This window comes from Rhodothermales bacterium (assembly GCA_013002345.1).
Classification (GTDB): domain Bacteria; phylum Bacteroidota; class Rhodothermia; order Rhodothermales; family JABDKH01; genus JABDKH01.
In genome coordinates this window covers 1-2,358 of record JABDKH010000084.1, presented here as the reverse complement: position 1 = coordinate 2,358, position 2,358 = coordinate 1, and the positions used below count along the sequence as shown (strand labels likewise).

2 protein-coding genes are annotated in these 2,358 nt (G+C 57.6%); both read left to right on the top strand.

Going from position 1 to position 2,358, the window contains the following annotated elements:
• Positions 1 to 1,352, top strand: a 1,352-nt coding sequence (locus HKN37_04330) for a CTP synthase (protein ID NNE45869.1), incomplete at its 5' end; no start/stop codon positions are given.
• A 44-nt stretch (positions 1,353 to 1,396) separates the two neighbouring features.
• Positions 1,397 to 2,131: a class I SAM-dependent methyltransferase gene (locus HKN37_04325; protein NNE45868.1), complete on the top strand. Its 735-nt coding sequence runs from the start codon at positions 1,397 to 1,399 to the stop codon at positions 2,129 to 2,131.
• The last annotated feature ends 227 nt before the right edge of the window (positions 2,132 to 2,358 follow it).

Below are 2,358 nucleotides of genomic sequence, written 5' to 3'. Positions count from 1 at the left end.
CCCACATCATCGATGAGATCAAGCACTGGATGCTCAAGCTCGGCGAAACCGGCGAGTATGATGTAGTACTTACGGAAATCGGTGGCACGGTCGGCGACATCGAGAGTCAGCCATATCTGGAAGCGATACGGCAACTTCGATACGATCTCGGTGCCCGGAATACGCTGAATGCACACCTCACGCTGGTCCCGTATCTCGCCGCAGCGGGTGAACTGAAGACAAAACCGACCCAGCACTCAGTCAAGACGCTGCTGTCCTACGGTCTTCAGCCCGATATCCTGGTGTGCCGTTCGGAGTATCCGCTCGATGCAGACGTCCGGCGCAAGCTGGCCCTTTTCTGCAACGTCGAAGCCCGTGCGGTGAAACTGGCGCGCGACGCCGAATCCATATACGAGGTGCCGCTCCTGCTCAAGGAAGAGGGACTCGATGATCTCGTCGTCGAAAAGCTGCACATTCACGAGGACGTCGAACGAGAGGGCATTCTCGAAGAACCCGATCTGACCGAATGGATCGAATTCCTTAATCGTCTCAAGAAGCCGGATGGCTCCGTCTCGATCGCACTCGTCGGCAAGTACGTAACTCATCAGGATGCGTATAAATCGATTTCGGAGAGCTTCATTCTGGCCGGGTCTGCAAACCGCGTCCGCGTCGACCTGAAGCTGGTTCTTTCGGATGATCTGAACAGCGAAAATGTGAAGGAGGTGCTGGGCGAAGTGGCGGGTATCGTTGTCGCGCCGGGGTTCGGTGAGCGGGGGATCGACGGCAAACTGGTTGCCATTCAATACGCTCGCGAGAACGACGTCCCGTTCTTTGGCATCTGTCTGGGGATGCAGTGCGCCGTCGTCGAGTTTGCGCGCAACGTGTGCAAGTGGGAAGATGCCCATTCGATGGAATTCGTGAAGGAGACGCAGCATCCGGTCATCGATCTCATGGAAGAACAGAAGCGAATCGCTGACAAGGGCGGAACGATGCGTCTCGGTTCATATGATTGCTTTCTGCTGGAGAACTCCAAAGTCCGGGATATCTACGGTGAGACGGAGGTCAGGGAGCGCCACCGTCATCGCTTCGAGGTCAACAACGTCCTGCGATACAAGCTGCTCGAACACGGCATGCACTTCTCCGGACTGAACATCGCACGCGATCTCGTGGAGATTGTGGAACTGCCCGAAAAGCGCTGGTTTATCGGAACGCAGTTTCATCCCGAGTACCAGAGCAAGGTGGGCAGACCCCATCCGCTGTTCAAATCCTTCGTGGCCGCAACCGTGGCCTACGCCCGGGAAAAGGATCTTATCGAATCGCCAAAGCCTGTAACGCGTCGAAACGGAGCAAAACTGGCCAAGGCGAGAATCTGACCCTGTGTGTCGTCGACGGTTCGCGACTCGCGTCATCTGAAGCCATGGACCCCGACTATTATCGCCTGGTCGCTGCTGTCGAAGACGAACACTGGTGGTATGTCGCACGCCGTCGAATTCTCTCGCGAGTGCTGCTGAATCTGAGGCTTGCAGCCGGCGCACGAATACTCGACGCTGGATGCGGAACCGGCGGCAATCTTCAGATGCTCTCCCAACATGGCCGCGTCTCTGCCTTCGAGATGGAGCCGTACTCAAGAGAAGTCGCGGCAGGCAAACGGTTCGGCGAGGTTCTCACCGGGTCACTGCCGGATGACATCCCATTCGATGCAGCGACCTTTGATGTGGTAACGGCGCTCGATGTGATCGAGCACATTGAGAACGACGCCGGCGCGCTACGAGCGATTCGTGGGCTGCTCGTTCCGGGAGGCACGCTGATCCTCACCGTTCCCGCGTATCAATTCCTGTGGAGCTCCCACGACGAGGTGAATCATCACTGTCGACGATACACGCTCTCGGGAGTGACGGATACGTTGCGAAAGGCCGGATTTGACACAGTTCATGCCACCTACTTCAACACCTGGCTCTTCCCGGCGATTGCTGCCACGCGACTTGTCGGGCGTGTTTTGCCCCGGTCCGGGCAGCGCAGCGACCTGCGACTTCCTCCGCGCATCGTGAACCGGCTCCTCACCGTCGTCTTCGGATCCGAAGCGTGGATTACGTCCACGCACACCCTGCCGTTTGGCGTTTCCATTCTCGTCGTCGCTCGACCCCGTCCATAGGTACGGCCAGAGACCCGCACGTGGATCGCTGCGGCCGATGCTCTCGCACATATCTCGCACATTACCTATCTCCAACAAAATTAAGGTTAAGCGTTGGGCTGGCGCTTGACATTGCTGCGAAATAGTGTACCTTTTGCCGACGGTGGGGAAAAGTGGGGAATTATCCCAGGGTATCCCACCTGGGTGTCTGGTCAGTACATGGGTGACCCATGGCGGGGTTCAAGGGA

Bases quoted from the DNA above. Each gene is read 5' to 3' on its own strand.
- HKN37_04325 (NNE45868.1), top strand. From the start codon at position 1,397: ATGGACCCCGACTATTATCGCCTGGTCGCTGCTGTCGAAGACGAACAC.